This window comes from Novosphingobium piscinae (assembly GCF_014230355.1).
GTDB classification, from domain to species: domain Bacteria; phylum Pseudomonadota; class Alphaproteobacteria; order Sphingomonadales; family Sphingomonadaceae; genus Novosphingobium; species Novosphingobium piscinae.
In genome coordinates, this window is record NZ_JACLAX010000005.1 from 169531 (window position 1) to 185270 (window position 15740).

The window sequence follows — 15740 nt, forward strand, 5'->3', positions numbered from 1 at the left end:
ATTATTATTCTTATAATTGGAGGGGATTGATGGAATCGCGGCGCAACGCAATCAAGCTGGGGCTAGCAGCCCCACTTGCGGCATCAGCCTCGATCGGGAGCGCCGCATCAAGCCTGCAATCACCTGAACTGGGCGCTGGTCTGATGATCAGCCCCTCGTGGCCGCGTGGGATCGAAGGACAACGAAAGGCTGATCTCGGCGACGGGCGTTATCTCAATCCGGTGCTCGCCGGCGATTATCCCGATCCGACCGTCCTGAAAGACGGCGAAGACTACTACATGACCCATTCGTCGTTCGATTCGACTCCCGGCTTGCTGATTTGGCATTCGCGCGATCTGGTGAATTGGCGGCCGATCGGTTCGGCCTTGTCCAAGCCGCTTGGCACGGTCTTCGCCGTGGACATCGCAAAGCACGGGGATCGCTACTTCATCTACATCCCCTTCATGAAGGCGCCGTGGTCACCGCCGCTTGCCAGCTTCGCCAACATCTTTGTGATCCATGCCCCCTCGATGGCGGGACCCTGGAGCGAACCGATCGACATGAAGATCGGCGGTCTGATCGATCCAGGTCATGTGTTGGGCGAGGACGGGCATCGCTACCTGTTCTTCAATGACGGCAAGCGTGTCCGGCTGACCGCTGATGGTCTTGCCACGGCCGGACCAATCGAGACCGCCTACGAAGCTTGGCGGTATCCTGATGATTGGATTACCGAGGCTTGGTCGCCAGAAGGCCCTAAGCTGTTCCGGCGAGGCGACTTCTTCTATCTCGTAAATGCGGTGGGGGGCACCTCAGGACCAGCGACCGGACACATGGTGGTCGTCGCGAGATCGCGCTCGATCCACGGACCGTGGCAGGCATGTCCACACAATCCCGTCGTGCGGGCGCAGTCCGATCAGGACCTCTGGTGGTCACGTGGCCATGCCACTTGTGTCGAGGGTTCGGACGGTCGGTGGTTTCTGGTCTACCACGGCTATGAGCGCGGCTATCTCTCTCTTGGCCGGCAGACCCTGCTCGAGCCGATCGAATGGACCGAGGATGGCTGGTTCCGGGCGATGGGTGGTGACCTCTCAACGCCTTTGGCAAAACCGGCAGGACCAAGCGTACCCCATGGCATGCCACATTCCGATCCCTTCCGGCAGGAGGGGCTTGGTCGACTTTGGACGCTTTATGCCAGCAGCCCGCAGGACTCATCCCGGGTGACCGTTGCGGACGGTGTTCTCACCCTGCAGGCCAAAGGCCAGACCCCGGCTGATTGCTCGCCGCTGACGCAGCTGGTGGGCGACCGGTCCTATGAAGTGCAGGTCGAAGTAGAACTGGTTGGCGCGGTCGAAGGGGGATTGCTTCTGTATTTCGATGATCGGCTGTTCCTGGGCATGGGCATCGATGGGGCTCGGATGATCACCTATCGTGGGGGCAAACCCGCCTACTGGCAGGAACCTGCGCCTGCCCTGCGACGCCTCTTTCTGCGCATCACCAACGACCGACAGATCGTTACCTTCCACTACAGTGCCGACGGGCACACCTGGAACCGACATGCGGTGCGTACCTATGTAGAGGGCTACAATGCCAATACGGTCGATGACTTGCTGAGCCTGCGACCCGCCATCTTCGCGGCCGGATCGGGGCAGGTGCTGTTCCGAGACTTCAAGTATCGTGCGCTTTGAAGCGTCGCATGGAGAGCAGTTTGCTAGATCTCTGGCGGCGGCTTATGCCCTCGGAGTTAAATGCCGGCAGGCTTTGCCAGAACGGCGAAGACCTCGGCAGCATTTGCAAGAGCCGATAGATCGGGACGACAAGTCATTGTTGGTACAAAGGGTTCGAGCGGCGGTATTCAGGGAAATCGGCCATTCGCGTGGCGATCGGCGAGCGGCAGAAACGCCCCATTTCCGGGAGCGCGAGGGCGATGACCCTCGCATTCACCCTCCCCGCCTTCGCCCGCCTTGCCCAGGCTGTCGGCGCCCCTGTCGAGGACTGCCCTGTCTTGCGGCCAAGGCTGCGGAGTCCCGTGCCAACCCTTGATATAGGCTCAGGACAACGGGGCGTTACTCCTCGCCCATCCGCAGCGCGGCGATGAAGGCTTCCTGCGGGATCTGCACCGAGCCGTACTCGCGCATCCGGGCCTTGCCCTTCTTCTGCTTTTCCAGCAGCTTCTTCTTGCGGGTGATGTCGCCGCCATAGCACTTGGCGGTCACGTCCTTGCGCAGGGCGGCGATCGTCTCGCGGGCGATCACCTTGCCGCCGATCGCGGCCTGGATCGGGATCTTGAACAGGTGCCGCGGGATCAGGTCCTTGAGGCGTTCGCACATGTGGCGGCCGCGGTCTTCGGCGACCGAGCGGTGGACGATCATGGACAGGGCATCGACCGGCTCGGCGTTGACGAGGATGCTCATCTTGACGAGGTCGCCCTCGCGCAGGCCGATCTGCTCGTAGTCGAAGCTGGCGTAGCCGCGGCTGATGCTCTTGAGGCGGTCGTAGAAATCGAACACCACCTCGTTCAACGGCAGCTCGTACTGCACCTGGGCGCGGCCGCCGACGTAAGTGAGACCGGTCTGGATGCCCCGGCGGTCCTGGCACAGCTTGAGGATGCTGCCCAGGTATTCGTCCGGGGTGTAGATCGTTGCCTTGATCCACGGCTCGTCGATCTGCTCGATCCGGCTGGGATCGGGATAGTCGGCCGGGTTGTGGAGGTAGATCTCGCGGGCATCGTCGTTCTTGCTGGCGCGCAGCTGGATGCGGTAGACCACCGAAGGCGCGGTGGTGATCAGGTCAAGGTCGTACTCGCGGCTCAGGCGCTCCTGGATGATCTCCAGGTGCAGCAGGCCGAGGAAGCCGGCGCGGAAGCCGAAGCCGAGCGCGGCGCTGCTTTCCATCTCGAAGCTGAAGCTGGCATCGTTGAGGCGCAGCTTGGCGATGGATTCGCGCAGCTTCTCGAAGTCGGCCGCATCCACCGGGAACAGCCCGCAGAACACCACCGGCTGGACCTCCTTGAAGCCCGGGCAGGCCTCGGCGGCGCCGTTCTTGACCGTGGTGATGGTGTCACCCACGCGGGCCTGGGCGACCTCCTTGATCTGCGCGGTGATGAAGCCGATCTCGCCCGGGCCCAGCTCGGGCAGGTCGATCCGCTTGGGGGTGAAGCAGCCGACCCGGTCGATCAGGTGTTCGGTCCCGCCGGCCATGAACTTGACCTGCAGACCCTTGCGGATCGAGCCGTCGATCACGCGGACCAGGATCACCACGCCGAGGTAGGGATCGTACCAGCTATCGACCAGCATGGCCTTGAGCGGCGCGGCGGGATCGCCCTTGGGGGGCGGGATCTTGGTGACGACCGCCTCCAGCACCTCCTCGATGCCGATGCCGCTCTTGGCGCTGGCGAGGACGGCCTCGCTGGCGTCGAGGCCGATCACCTCCTCGATCTCGTGGCGGACCTTCTCGGGCTCGGCGGCGGGGAGGTCGATCTTGTTGATCACCGGCACGATCTCGTGGTCGTGCTCGATCGACTGGTAGACGTTGGCGAGGGTCTGGGCCTCGACCCCCTGGGCCGCGTCGACCACCAGCAGCGCACCCTCGCAGGCAGCGAGGCTGCGGCTGACCTCGTAGGCGAAGTCGACGTGGCCGGGGGTGTCCATCAGGTTGAGCTCGTAGGTCTCGCCATCCTTCGCGGTGTAGGTCAGGCGGACGGTCTGGGCCTTGATGGTGATCCCGCGCTCTTTCTCAATGTCCATGTTATCAAGGACTTGCGCGCTCATCTCGCGTTCGGTCAGCCCGCCGGTATACTGGATCAGGCGGTCGGCCAGGGTCGACTTGCCATGGTCGATGTGGGCGATGATGGAGAAGTTGCGGATCTTGGCCAGGTCGGTCATCCGCGCCCGTTAGCAGTGCCGACGGGCGCTGTCATCCGTGCGTTCGGACGGGTCGCCCGCCCCGTCGCGCCGCGCCGGCTCAGCCGAAGCGGCTGTTCCGCGTGGGATCGACCGTGCCGAAGCGCGGCAGGCTGACCTGGGCCATGCTGTTGAGCTGGACCACCGCGCCGCCGGTCGAACCGGTCGGCATGCCCATCGCGGCCAGGATGTGCGGGGCGACGCGGTGCCGGGTGCACAGCCCTCCGGCGCCATCGTCGACCAGCGGGGTCTCGAACTCGAGCCCCTGGTGCTGGCCCTCGGACCGGCGCACCGTGGCGACCGCCAGCTGCCCCTCGCCAAGGTCGAGCACGAATTCGGTGCCGATCGGAACGCCCAGCAGCCCCTCGATCCCGGCGCCGCTGCGCGAGAGGTTGCGCATCATCACCTCGTAGCGGTGGTCCTCGTGGATCACCCCCACCCGGCGCAGCACGGTCCGCCGCTCGGCGCGCTGCTTGTCCGGGCCCTGCGGCTCGATCACCCAGGCCCCGCTGGCGAGGACCTCGGAGACCTCCTCGACCGGCCGCGCGGCCGAATAGATGTAGCCCTGGATCTGGTCGACCCCCAGCTCGCGCATCAGCGCCAGCTCGTCGCGCGCCTCGATACCCTCGGCAGTGGTGACCATGTCGAGCGCCTTGGCGAGGCTGACGATCGCGGTGATGATCGCCGGGTTGCGGCTGCCCGGGACGGTGACGTCGCGGATGAAGCCCTTGTCGATCTTGATCTTGTCGAACGGCGCCTTCTTCAGATAGCCGAGCGAGGAGTAGCCGGTGCCGAAATCGTCCAGCGCCAGCCGCACCCCCAGCCGCTTGAGCGCGGCGAAATTGCCGTCGGTGGTCTCGTCGTCGTTGACGAAGATGGATTCGGTCAGCTCGATCTCGAGCCGCTCCGGGGCGATGCCCGAATGCGAGATCGCCTGGGTCACGCTGGTGATGAAATTGGGGTGGGCGAACTGCGCCGGCGAGACGTTCACCGCGACGCGGATGTTGCCCGGCCAGGTCATCGCCTCGGTGCAGGCCTGGCGCAGCGCCCATTCGCCCAGCGCGATGATCAGGTTCGATTCCTCGGCGATGGGGATGAACACCGCGGGCGACACGTCACCGAATTCGGGATGGACCCAGCGCATCAGCGCCTCGACCCCGATCACCGTGTCGTTCTTGGCCGAAACGATCGGCTGGTACTTGAGCCGGATCTGGTCGTTGGTCAGCGCGTCGCGCAGGTCTTCCTCAAGCCGCCGGCGCTTCTCGGCGCTCTCGTGGAGCTCGCTCGAGTAGAAGCGGAACTGGCCACGCCCCCCGCCCTTGGCGGCATAGAGCGCGAGATCGGCGCTGCGGATCAGCTCCTCGCTGTTGCTGCCGTCGAACGGCGAAATCGCGATGCCCACCGAAGTCCCGATCACACAGCGGCTGCCGTTGATCGAATAGGGCTGTGAGATGATCGCGATGATCCGCTTGGCCATTTCGCCGAGGCGGCCGCGATCGTCGATGTTGGGCAGGAGGATCTGGAACTCATCGCCACCGAGGCGGCCGATCTCGGCGGTCTTGTCGCAGACCCGCTGCAGCCGCTGCGCCACCTGCTTGAGCAGCTCGTCGCCGGCCTGATGGCCGAGCGTATCGTTGACCTGCTTGAACCGGTCGAGGTCGATCATCATCACCGCGCAGCAGCGCTGGGTCGCGGCATAGGCCTGGAGGATGGTGACCAGACGCTGGCCCATGCGATGCCGGTTGAACAGCCCGGTGAGCGAATCGTACATCGCCAGCCGCGAGGCATCGCGCTGGCTGCGCAGCCGCTCGGTGGCATCGACCCCGCTGCCGCGGTAGCCCAGGAAATTGTTGTCGCCGTCGAACTGCGGTCGCCCGGTGATCGTCCAGAGCAGCTCGCTGGTGGCGGCCGCCGGGCGCACCGGCAGGTCCGAGAAGGTCTTGTTGCCGCTCAGGATCAGCGGCAGCGTGCGCGACCCCTCGTCGTTCTCGTCGCGCTCCACGCTGAACAGCGCATGGAACGGCGAGCCGAGCAGCGCCGAGCGCTCGCAGCCGATCGCATTGGCGACATTCTCGGAGATATAGGTGATCTTGCCGGCACGATCGGTCGACCAGAACCAGCCCTGCCCCGAAGCCTCATAATCGCGCAGCAGCAGCAGCGCCTGCTGCTCCTCGCCCATCACGTCGAAACCCAGCGCCGCCTGCGACGGGGTCTGCCTGCGCAGCAAGTCGCCGATGCGTTTGACCACCTTGACCAATGCCTCACTTGCGGGATGCCGGACCGCGGTCCGGACCGCTCCGGTCTAGCGGGATAATGGTAAACAATCGGCTAAGGGATGATGCGCGACAGGTCAGCCAAACCGCTGTGCGGAGCCCCGCGCGGCACCCGGCAGCGGGGTGGCGGCCGGGCGTGGCGCGGCCTCGTCGAGCTTGACCACGGTGAGGAATTCCATGCCCACGCGGTCATCCTCGCACCACCGCGCGATCGCCCGGACGGACTGGCGCTCGCCAAGGCGGACAGTGAACAGCGTGCCTTCGGGAACGTTCCACAGCCCTTCCACCAGCGCGCCGGTTTCCGACATGTTGCGCACCGTCGCCTCGTAGCTGTGGCCGTCGTGCTCGATCATCACGCGGCGCAGCACGGTCTTGCGCACCGAGCGCGTCGAGCGCGGTCCGTCGGCGGTGATCTTGACCCCAGCCGAAACCCGCTCGCGCGCCTCGGGGGCGGTCAGCGGCTTGTCGTAGATATAGCCCTGGACGTGGCTGCAGCCGAGCCCGCGGACCAGGTCGAGTTCGTCGAGCGTCTCGACCCCCTCGGCCGTGGTCTCCATCCCGAGCGCCTCGGCGAGGCGCACGATCGAGGCGATGATCGCGGCATTCGCGCTGCCCTTGGCGGTGGCCCCGCGCACGAAGGACTGGTCGATCTTGATCTTGTTGAACGGCGCCTTCTGGAGATAGCCGAGCGAGGAGTAGCCGGTGCCGAAATCGTCCAGCGCCAGCCGCACGCCCAGCCGCTTGAGCGCGACGAACATCGCGTCGGTGCCCTCGTCGTCATTGAGGAACACGCTTTCGGTGATCTCGAGTTCGAGCTGGTCGGGCGAGACGCCAGCGGCGGCGATGGCGCTGGTGATGATCGCGGGCAGCGCCGGGTTGGCGAACTGCAGCGGCGAGACGTTGACCGCCACGCGCACGCTCGCCGGCCAGCTCGCCAGGTCATGGCAGGCAGTGCGCAGCGCCCATTCGCCGATCTGGGCGATGATCCCGGCATCCTCGGCGATCGGCACGAACTTGGCCGGGCTCAGCCAGCCCCGCGTCGGATGCTGCCAGCGCAGCAAGGCCTCGAACCCGGCGACCGTTTCCGAGGCGGTGTGCACGATCGGCTGGTAGAACAGCTGGAGCCCGCCGGTCGCCAGCGCGTCGCGCAGGTCCTGCTCGAGCTGGCGGCGCTCCTCGGCATCGGAATGAAGATCGGCGGCATAGAAGTGATGCCGCCCGCGGCCGCCGTCCTTGGCAGCGTAGAGCGCGAGGTCGGCATTGCGGATGATCGCCTCGGAGGTCACGCCGTCCTCGGGGGCCATGGCGATCCCCACCGAAGCGCCGATCATCACGCGGTGGCCGTCGATGCTGTAGGGTTCGGACAAGGCGTGGATGATCCGCTCGGCCAGGGCGGCGAGCTTGTCGCGCGGGGTGTGGCCGGGGACCAGCACCTGGAACTCGTCGCCGCCGAGCCGCCCGACCCGGCCGCGCGTTTCGACCACGCGCTCGAGCCGGTGGGCCACCTGCTTGAGCAGCGCGTCACCCGCGGGATGGCCCAGCGTATCGTTGACCTGCTTGAACCGGTCGAGATCGAGCAGCAGCACCGCGCAGGCGCGGTGCTCGGCGGCGCGGGCATTGAGGATCTTCTCGAGCGATTTCGACATCTGCAGCCGGTTGGCCAGCCCGGTCAGCGAATCGTAATGGGCCAGGCGGCTGGCCTGCTCCTCCGAACGCTTGCGTTCAGTCAGGTCGCTGCCCGACCCGCGGAACCCCTGGAAGTTGTCGAAATCGTCATAGACCGGCAGGCCGTTGACCGACCACCAGCGCTCATCGTCGGGCGGAGTGGCGGCGCGCAGCCGCAGGTCCTGGAACGAGGAGCGCGCGTTGAGGTGGAACTGCAGCGTGCGCTGGCTCTCGCCGTCGTGGTTGTCGTGGGTGAACAGCTCGGTGAACGGACGTCCGAGCAGTTCGGTCCCCGGCCGCCCGACGATCTCGCCGATGGTGGGCGAGACATAGGTGATCAGGCCGCGCCGGTCGGTCTCCCAGAACCAGCCCTGGCGGGTCAGTTCATAGTCCGAGAGAATCAGCTCGGCGCGCTGCTGCGCGCGCTCAACCTGCTCCTGCTTGGCTTGGGCCTGCCGGTTGAACTCGAGCTGGCGCATCGAGATATAGACCCCCGCGCCCGCGCCGATCACCAGCGCCAGCATGGTCGCCGGCTCCAATGTCACCACGGCATGGGCGAACCACAAAGCTAGCAGGGCGCTGACCAGGGTGGGCAGGCGGCCCGAGCAGAAGATCGCCACCAGCGTGCCGGTCATCACCAGCGCGGCCGGGCCGGTGTTCCAGCCCTGGACCGGCTGGTGCGCGATCCACCACGAGATCGACAGCCCGAACAGGAACATCGGGGTGACCACGACCAGCCCGATCGCGGTCCAGCGTCCGGGCGAACGCCAGCCGCGGGCGCGCTCCAGCCGGCTGACCACCGGGGCGGTCATGGCGATCAGCGCGGCGACAATGGCGCTGATTCCGCTGAACAAGGGCGGCAAGGTGCGCGAGGCCCAGCCGTGGATCAGCACGGCGGCCAACATGGCCGGGGCCATCGCCCACCACTCGGTGGGAATGGCATAGCGGGCGATGAAGCGCGGCGCGCGGACCCGCGCCGTGGCCGCGCGGTTGCGCGAGCCGGCCCCCAGCGGACGCCCGGGCAAAGGACGCGTCTCGGACGACTGGGAGGGGGACTTGGACCGCTGGCGCCTCATGCGCCCATCTGTGCCGGTGGCGCTTGCAAAAGGGTTAAGTGCGGGAACCGGAAACGGGATAAATTCGCTTGCGCTGAGGCCGGGTCTGCCGGTTGCCTGCCTTAACGGCGGCGATCTGGGAGACCCCTGCTTGCGCCACAGCGCCGGCATCGGCTTGGGCCCCGCCGGCTCCTGCACCGCCGAAGCCGCGCTGAGGCAGTGCCGCTATGCCGTGCGGATCGCCCTGTTCGACCGGCAGGCGGCCATGCTCAACGCCGCGCGGCCCTGAGTAGGCGGCCCCTGCCGGGGCCAGGACGGGCGTCCGGCTCTGGCAGGGGTCTCGGCTGCGATCAGGGCCGCGCCGGAGTGGCGGCCACGCCGGCCCCGCCGCTCGCCCTTCCGGTGGCCGTGGTACCGGCGGCTGCCGTCGGCCTGCCGGCTGCGGGGACGGCCGTGGTGCTGGTCTCGGCCGAGGCGCCCATGGCCGTCGCCGCGGCGGCCTGCTCCGTCGCCTGCACCCGGGTGCGGGTGGGCTCGGCTGACTGGGCGGCGCGCGCGGCCGCGGGATCAACTGTGCGGTCGATCCGCTCGGGCGTGGCCGCGGTGGCTGCCTCTGCGGCCGTGCTGGTGACCGCGCCGGTGGTCTGGCCCGGGGTGGTCTGGCCCGGTGTGGTCTGGCCCGGTGTGGTTTGGCCCAACGTCGTGCCAGCAGCCCCGCCGAGCGGGCCGCCGGCCATCTGGGCCGCGGTCGGAACGGCGATGCCACCGGCCAGGGCGGCCAGCGAAACGAGAACGGAATAGCGCATGGGAAGTCTCCGTGATGGGGTCTGTCCCCACCAACGGCAGAACCGGCGATCCGAGCCCGCCCCCGCCACGCCTTGTCCCGGCAAAAAGGCCGTTCATCGAACCTTGCGGAAAGATGAACAGCCCGGAGCGGTGGCAGGCGGCGATCGGCCGCGGCCGATCAGACCCGCATCGGCATCAGCACATAGAGCGCGGGCGACTTCTCGCCCTGGCGGATCAGCGTGGGCGCCCCGGCATCGGCCAGGTGCATTTCAACCGTATCGCCATCGATCTGGCTGAGGATATCCTTGAGATAATTGGCGTTGAAGCCGATCTCCAGCCCGCTCGCCTTGTAGTCGGCGGGCAGTTCCTCGGCCGCCGTGCCATTGTCGGGCGAGGTCACCGAGAGCGTCACGCGATCGTTGTCGAGCGCGATCTTGACCGCGCGGGTCTTCTCCGTCGCGATCGTCGCGACGCGGTCGACGCCTTCGTAGAAGCTGCGCGGGTCAAGCCGCAACAGCTTGTCGTTACCGGTCGGGATCACGCGGTTGTAATCGGGGAAGGTGCCGTCGATCAGCTTGCTGGTCAGGACCACGCCGTTCTCGCCGCCAAGCGTGAAGCGCACCTTTGAGGCCGAGAGATCGACCAGCACGTTGGTATCCAGTGCCTCTTCCAGCAGCTTGCGCAGTTCGGCCACGCATTTGCGCGGAACGATCACGTCGGGCATGCCCTCGGCGCCATCGGGGCGCGGCAGGGTGAAGCGGGCCAGGCGGTGCCCGTCGGTCGCTGCGGCCTTGAGCTCGTCCTCGGCGACGTGGAGGAAGATCCCGTTGAGATAATAGCGGGTTTCCTCGGTCGAGATCGCGAAGCGGGTACGATCGATCAGTTCCGCCAGGGTGCGCGCCGGAATCTCGAAGCTGGTCGGCAGGTCGCCCTCGACGATCACCGGGAAATCATCGCGCGGCAGGGTCGGCAGCGAGAAGCGGCTGCGCCCGGCCTTCACCGCCATGCGGTTGTCGGCGGTCTCGAGGCTGACTTGCGAACCGTCGGGCAGCTTGCGCGCGATATCGAACAGCAGGTGGGCCGACACGGTGATCGCCCCCGGGGTGTCCACCGCGACCGCGCTCATGGTCTCGACCACCTGGAGGTCGAGATCGGTGGCCATGACCTTCACCGCCCCCGCGCCCGATGCCTCGATCAGCACGTTGGAGAGAATCGGGATGGTGTTGCGGCGTTCGACGACGGACTGGACGTGCGACAGACACTTGAGCAGCGTCGCGCGTTCGATGGTAGCCTTCATGTCGCTCTCATGTCCCCCTTGGCGAGCCGGATCCGGAATCGGCCCTTTCCGTCAAGATTTCGGACCACCTGTCTTAACGCAGCGGCCCCGCGCGGCAAGCGCCAAGCCGGGGCAAGGCGCGGGAACTGGGGATAAATGGCCGTGTGGCGCCCCCCGCAGGAGCGGGCGGCGCCGCGCGGCGATCACAGCATGGCCATGCCGCCGTTGACGTGCAGCGTCTGCCCGGTGACGTAGCCGGCCTCCTTCGAGGCGAGATAGGCCACGGCAGCGGCGATGTCCTCGCCCTCGCCCATCCGGCCCATCGGAATGCGGGCGTTGAGCGCCTCCTTCTGGGCATCGGGAAGGACCTCGGTCATGGCCGTACGGATGAACCCCGGCGCCACGCAGTTGACCGTGATGTTGCGGGTCGCCAGCTCCTGCGCGAGGCTCTTCGACAGGGCGACCAGGCCACCCTTCGCCGCGGCATAGTTGACCTGGCCCGGGTTGCCGGTGGTGCCGACCACTGAGGTGATCGTGATGATCCGGCCGAAGCGGGCCTTCATCATCGGCTTGGTCACCGCGCGCATCAGCCGGAAAGCCGCCTCGAGGTTGACGCGGATCACCGCATCCCATTCCTCGTCCTTCATCCGCATCGCCAGGTTGTCGCGGGTGATCCCGGCGTTGTTGACCAGGATGTCGATCTTGCCGAGCGATTCCAGCGCTGCCGGAACCAGCTTCTCGACCTGCTCGGCATCGGACAGGTCGCAGCCGATCGCGACATGATCGACCTCCTGCAGATGCTGCGGGGTATGCTCGTCCAGCTCGTCGCGAAAGGCGCGCAGCTTCGCCTGGTTCGATCCGGAAATCGCCAACCGCGCCCCCTGCGCCGCCAGCGCGCGCGCGATGGACGAACCAATGCCCCCGGAGGCGCCGGTGACGAGGGCGGTCATGCCGTGAAGATCGAACATTGCCAAAACTCCCTTAGAGGCTCTTCGCCAGTTCCTCGATATCGGCCATCGTCACCACGCTGGTCACCGCCACCTCGGGGCCGGCGCTGCGGGTGATCATCGGGCCGAGCACCTTGCCGCCCAGTTCGACGAAGCTCTCCGCCCCCAGATCGCGCAGCGCGATCGCGCTTTCGCGCCAGCGCACGCGGCCGGTGACCTGTTCGACCAGCAGGCGCTGGACCTCGGCGGGGTCGCTGGCCGGGGCCGCGGTGACATTGGCGAGCACCGGCAGCCGCAGCGTGCCCGGCGGCGTGCGCGCCAGCGCCTCGGCCATGGCATCGGCGGCGGGCTGCATCAGCGGGCAGTGGAACGGGGCCGAGACCGGGAGCAGCACGCCGCGCTTGATCCCGTGGTCCTTGACCAGGGCAATCGCCCGTTCGATCGCCTCGCGGTGACCCGAGATCACCACCTGGGTCGGATCGTTGTCATTGGCGACAGTGCAGACCTGCCCCTCGGCCGCGGCCTCGGCCAGCGCGGTCGCCTTGTCGATATCCGCCCCCAGCAGCGCGGCCATGGCCCCCATGCCCACCGGCACCGCGGCCTGCATCGCCTGCCCGCGCAGCTTGAGCAGCCGCGCCGTATCGGCCAGGCTGAAGGCCCCGGCGGCGCATAGTGCGGTGTATTCGCCCAGCGAGTGGCCGGCGACGTAGTCGGCCTTGTCGGCCAGGGCGATCCCGCCCTCCTTTTCGAGCACGCGCAGCACGGCGATGGCATGGGCCATGATCGCCGGCTGGGCGTTCTCGGTCAGGGTCAGGGCCTCCTCCGGCCCCTCGCGCATGATCTGGAACAGCTTCTGGCCCAGCGCGTCGTCGACCTCCTCGAACACCTCGCGGGCCACGGCGCTGGCCGCGGCCAGTTCCATCCCCATGCCGACCTTCTGGCTGCCCTGCCCCGGGAACACGAACGCGCGCATCGATCAGACTCCTTATCCGCTTTTGCCCTCCCGCAAGCGGGAGGGAAGATTGCGGGCGCCCTTACGGGCGATGCCTAGTTTCCCGCAAGCCCGAACGGCACGATCCGGTTGGCGGCATCGTGCCCGATATCGGCCCGGCCCAGATAAGGCAGGCCGTGCCGCTCGCACCAGAACCGCGCGATCTCCTCGGGCCCGGCGCCGAACGGCCGGTCGTTCTCGGGCACGTCCGAGACCCGCCCCAGCCGCAGTCCGGCGATCCCGCCGAGGTGGGCGGAGGCGTGGAAGAACAGCCGGTCGACCGCGTAAAGATACTCGGAGACCTCCTCCACCATCACGACATGCCCGGCCAGCCCCGGCATCAGCGGCGTGCCGCAGAGCATGGCCAGCGTGGTGAGGTTGAAGGCCACCACGGGGTGGCGGCCGTCCAGCGAGGGCTCCTCGCCCGAGCGGTCGCCGCCCAGCCAGGCGAGCACCCGGCGCACGGCCTCTTCGCCCCCCGCGCGGCGCAGGTCCATCGGCATCGGGGCATGGACCGGCCGGCCGATTCCGGCGCGGTAGAGCCCGCCCAGCAGGTAGCCACAGTCGGAATAGCCAAGGAAGGTCTTGCGCCCGGCTGCCGGCCCCAGACGCGCGAGCGCCGCCGAGGCGATCCGGTTCGAGCCATAGCCGCCGCGCGCGAACCATACCGCGTCGAAGCCGGGATCGTTGGCGCACTCGACGAAGGCGGCCAGGCGCTGCTCGTCCGGCCCGGCAAAGTGCCCGGCGACCGCATAGCACTGGTCGTGAAACTCCAGCGCCACGCCTGGATAGTCGGCCGCCAGGGCCTGGACCCGCGCGGCATCCTCGCGGGTGATGGGGGTGGCGGGGGCGCAGATGGCGACGCGGACCGGCATCGCTGCGGCCTATCACCTCGCCGGCCCGGTTCCTACCCTGCGCCGTGCGATCCTGTGGACCGCTGAGGCGCCGCCGCGCGAACCCGGTTGCCTCGCCCGGCCTGCCCGCATACCGCATGCAGCATGACCCTGGCCGACGATCTGACCGCCCATCCCTGGTTCTTCTGCGGCATCGGCGGATCGGGCATGCTCCCGCTGGCGCTGATCCTGCGCGGGCTGGGCGCCGAGGTGGCGGGATCGGACCGCAGCCGCGACCAGGGCCGCACGCCAGACAAGTTCGCCTGGCTGGAAAGTCTGGGGTTCACCCTGTTCCCGCAGGACGGCAGCGGGATCACCTCGGCCGCGCAGAGGCTGGTCGCCTCGGCCGCGGTGGAGGACAGCGTGCCCGAGGTGGTCCGCGCCCGCGAACTGGGCTGCGTGCGGCTCAGCCGCGCCGAGCTGCTCGCCCGCCTGTTCAACGCCGCGCCGCTCGGCATCGCGGTGGGCGGCACCAGCGGCAAGTCGACCGTGACTGGGATGATCGGCTGGATCCTGGCCGAGGCCGGGCGCGACCCGACGATCATGAACGGCGCGGTGATGAAGAACTTCGTGGCGCCCGATGCGCCCTTTGCCTCGGCGCGCGTCGGCGGCGGCGGGCTGTTCGTGTCCGAGGTCGACGAAAGCGACGGCTCGATCGCGCTGTACCGGCCCGGTATCGCCGTGCTCGGCAATGTCAGCCTCGATCACAAGAGCCTCGACGAGCTGCGCGCCCTGTTCGGCGATTTCCTCGCCCGGGCCGGGACCGCGGCGCTCAACCTCGACGATCCCGAGACCGCCGCCCTCGCCCACCGCGCCGGGCAGGCGGTCACCTTCGGCATCGACAGTCCGGCCGCCCAGCTCGGCGTGACCGGCTTCACCGAGGCGCCGGCGGGGCTCAGCGCCGAGCTGGTCGACCGCCGCGACGGCAGCCGGCACGCGCTGCACCTGCAGGTGCCCGGACGGCACAACCTCGCCAATGCCCTGGCCGCGCTCGCCGCGACCAGCGCCGCCGGGGTCGCGCTGACGGATGCGGTCGCCGCGCTGGGCCGCTTCGCCGGGCTGGCCCGCCGGTTCGATATCGTCGGCACCACGGCCGCGGGGATCACCGTGATCGACGATTTCGGCCACAATCCCGACAAGGTCGGCGCCACGCTGGCCACGCTCAAGGCCCACCCCGGCCGGGTGATCGCCTTCTTCCAGCCGCACGGCTACGGCCCGCTGCGCCAGATGGGGGCCGAATTGGCCACGGTGCTGGCCACCCGGCTCGGCGCGGACGATCGGGTGATCCTGTGCGATCCGGTCTACTTCGGCGGCACGGTCGACCGCAGCATGGGGAGCGCGCAGCTAGCGGAACTGGTTAACGCCGCCGGCGGCGCGGCCGTGTACATTCCCGCACGCGCCGACTGCGCCGAAGCCATCGCCGCGCTGGCCCGGCCGGGCGACCGCGTGGTGATCATGGGCGCACGCGACGATACGCTCAGTCTGTTCGCGCGCGATCTGCTGTCCCGGCTTTAATTTCCGCGCGCCGCACCGTCTTACCGGGGGTGGTTAATCGGCCGCGGAGACTGACGCGATGTACCTTGATAGCGCCCCCGATGCGGTCCCGCCCAGCGGCGCGGCCAGCTTCATCAACCGCCGGGCCGAACGCGTCGCCTGCGACATGCTGGTCCGCTATGCCTGGCGCGGCCATCGCGCCACGGCTCTGGTCAAGGACCTGACGCGCTACGGGGCGCGGATCGAAGGGGTCAACGGGCTGCGTCCGGGTGACTGGCTGACCGTGCTGCTGCCCGAGGTGCGGGCGATCGATGCCGAGATCGCCTGGGTCGAAGGGTCGAGCGCCGGGCTGGCCTTCGCCAGCGCCGTACCTGCACAGGCATTCACCGAGCTGGTGCGCAATTTCGCCACCGGTGGCGATCCCTTGGGTGGTGGGCCGTTTGGCCCTGCGCTACGGCCGCCGCTGCCGCGCGCGGCCTGAT

At 68.2% G+C, this 15740-nt stretch carries 12 protein-coding genes; 4 read left to right on the forward strand and 8 right to left on the reverse strand.

Annotated features, from left to right (window positions below):
• Window positions 1-29 precede the first annotated feature (29 nt).
• Window positions 30-1664: a family 43 glycosylhydrolase gene (locus tag H7F53_RS07160; protein WP_185678802.1), complete on the forward strand. Its 1635-nt coding sequence runs from the start codon at window positions 30-32 to the stop codon at window positions 1662-1664.
• A gap of 378 nt (window positions 1665-2042) precedes the next feature.
• Here the strand turns inward: H7F53_RS07160 and lepA are convergent, their stop codons facing one another.
• The 3 genes from lepA to H7F53_RS07175 all read right to left on the reverse strand — a co-directional run bounded on the left by lepA (window position 2043) and on the right by H7F53_RS07175 (window position 8841).
• Window positions 2043-3860 carry a translation elongation factor 4 gene (gene lepA, locus H7F53_RS07165; protein WP_185678803.1) on the reverse strand — a complete coding sequence of 606 codons (1818 nt, stop codon included), beginning with the start codon at window positions 3858-3860 and terminating at the stop codon, window positions 2043-2045.
• 79 nt (window positions 3861-3939) lie between these two features.
• Window positions 3940-6126 carry an EAL domain-containing protein gene (locus H7F53_RS07170; protein ID WP_185678804.1) on the reverse strand — a complete coding sequence of 729 codons (2187 nt, stop codon included), beginning with the start codon at window positions 6124-6126 and terminating at the stop codon, window positions 3940-3942.
• Between the two features lie 102 nt (window positions 6127-6228).
• The gene (locus tag H7F53_RS07175) at window positions 6229-8841 is read right to left on the reverse strand and encodes an EAL domain-containing protein (RefSeq protein WP_246438658.1); all 2613 of its coding nucleotides are present in this window, start codon (window positions 8839-8841) and stop codon (window positions 6229-6231) included.
• Between the two features lie 181 nt (window positions 8842-9022).
• On the opposite strand from H7F53_RS07175, the gene H7F53_RS07180 reads away from it, so the two are divergent.
• Window positions 9023-9160, forward strand: coding sequence for a hypothetical protein (locus tag H7F53_RS07180; protein WP_185678805.1), 138 nt, complete (start codon window positions 9023-9025; stop codon window positions 9158-9160).
• Window positions 9161-9221: 61 nt separating this feature from the next.
• On the opposite strand, the gene H7F53_RS07185 is transcribed toward H7F53_RS07180, so the two are convergent.
• From H7F53_RS07185 to H7F53_RS07205, 5 genes are all read right to left on the reverse strand, one after another.
• Entirely contained in the window at window positions 9222-9677 is a 456-nt protein-coding gene (locus H7F53_RS07185) for a hypothetical protein (RefSeq protein ID WP_185678806.1), read from the reverse strand.
• Between the two features lie 158 nt (window positions 9678-9835).
• Window positions 9836-10954 carry a DNA polymerase III subunit beta gene (dnaN, locus tag H7F53_RS07190; protein ID WP_185678807.1) on the reverse strand — a complete coding sequence of 373 codons (1119 nt, stop codon included), beginning with the start codon at window positions 10952-10954 and terminating at the stop codon, window positions 9836-9838.
• A 182-nt stretch (window positions 10955-11136) separates the two neighbouring features.
• Window positions 11137-11901: a 3-oxoacyl-[acyl-carrier-protein] reductase gene (gene fabG / locus H7F53_RS07195; protein ID WP_185678808.1), complete on the reverse strand. Its 765-nt coding sequence runs from the start codon at window positions 11899-11901 to the stop codon at window positions 11137-11139.
• 13 nt (window positions 11902-11914) lie between these two features.
• Entirely contained in the window at window positions 11915-12853 is a 939-nt protein-coding gene (fabD, locus tag H7F53_RS07200; protein WP_185678809.1) for an ACP S-malonyltransferase, read from the reverse strand.
• Window positions 12854-12927: 74 nt separating this feature from the next.
• Window positions 12928-13746 carry an LD-carboxypeptidase gene (locus H7F53_RS07205; RefSeq protein ID WP_185678810.1) on the reverse strand — a complete coding sequence of 273 codons (819 nt, stop codon included), beginning with the start codon at window positions 13744-13746 and terminating at the stop codon, window positions 12928-12930.
• Between the two features lie 123 nt (window positions 13747-13869).
• Here H7F53_RS07205 and H7F53_RS07210 point away from each other — a divergent pair, with 123 nt between their 5' ends.
• Window positions 13870-15279 (forward strand): glutamate ligase domain-containing protein, encoded by a 1410-nt coding sequence (locus H7F53_RS07210; RefSeq protein WP_185678811.1) that lies wholly within the window; start codon window positions 13870-13872, stop codon window positions 15277-15279.
• Between the two features lie 58 nt (window positions 15280-15337).
• On the forward strand, window positions 15338-15739 hold the full coding sequence (locus H7F53_RS07215; protein WP_185678812.1) for a PilZ domain-containing protein: 402 nt from the start codon (window positions 15338-15340) through the stop codon (window positions 15737-15739).
• Window position 15740 lies beyond the last annotated feature (1 nt).